Below are 387 nucleotides of genomic sequence, written 5' to 3'. Positions count from 1 at the left end.
ACCACGCACGCCTCGTACATGGAGGAGTTCGGCGACGACCTGGTCGACCTCGGCTCCTGGAACGACGACGCCGTGCTCACGTTCGCGGTCAACGAGGACGCCCCGATCACCTCGATCGACGAGCTCGCCGAGAACGCTGACGCATTCGGCAACCGCATCGTCGGTATCGAGCCGGGCGCGGGCCTCACCGCTGCCACGCAGGACGCGGTCATCCCGACCTACGGCCTCGACGGCATGGAGTACATCACCTCCTCGACGCCCGCGATGCTCGCTGAGCTCAGCTCGGCGATCGACGCCGGCGAGAACATCGTCGTGACGCTGTGGCGCCCGCACTGGGCCTATGACGAGTTCCCCATCCGCGACCTCGAGGACCCCGAGGGCACGCTC

At 68.0% G+C, this 387-nt stretch carries 1 protein-coding gene; it reads left to right on the top strand.

Annotated features, from left to right (window positions below):
• On the top strand, positions 1 to 387 hold a 387-nt coding region (locus J1M64_RS19320; RefSeq protein WP_274601571.1), incomplete at both ends, for a glycine betaine ABC transporter substrate-binding protein.

Origin of the sequence: Dietzia sp. KRD202 (genome assembly GCF_017168155.1) — a bacterium.
Taxonomy (GTDB): Bacteria; Actinomycetota; Actinomycetes; order Mycobacteriales; family Mycobacteriaceae; genus Dietzia; species Dietzia kunjamensis.
The sequence above is the reverse complement of the archived record's forward strand: the minus strand, read 5'-3'. Positions and strand labels throughout refer to the sequence as shown.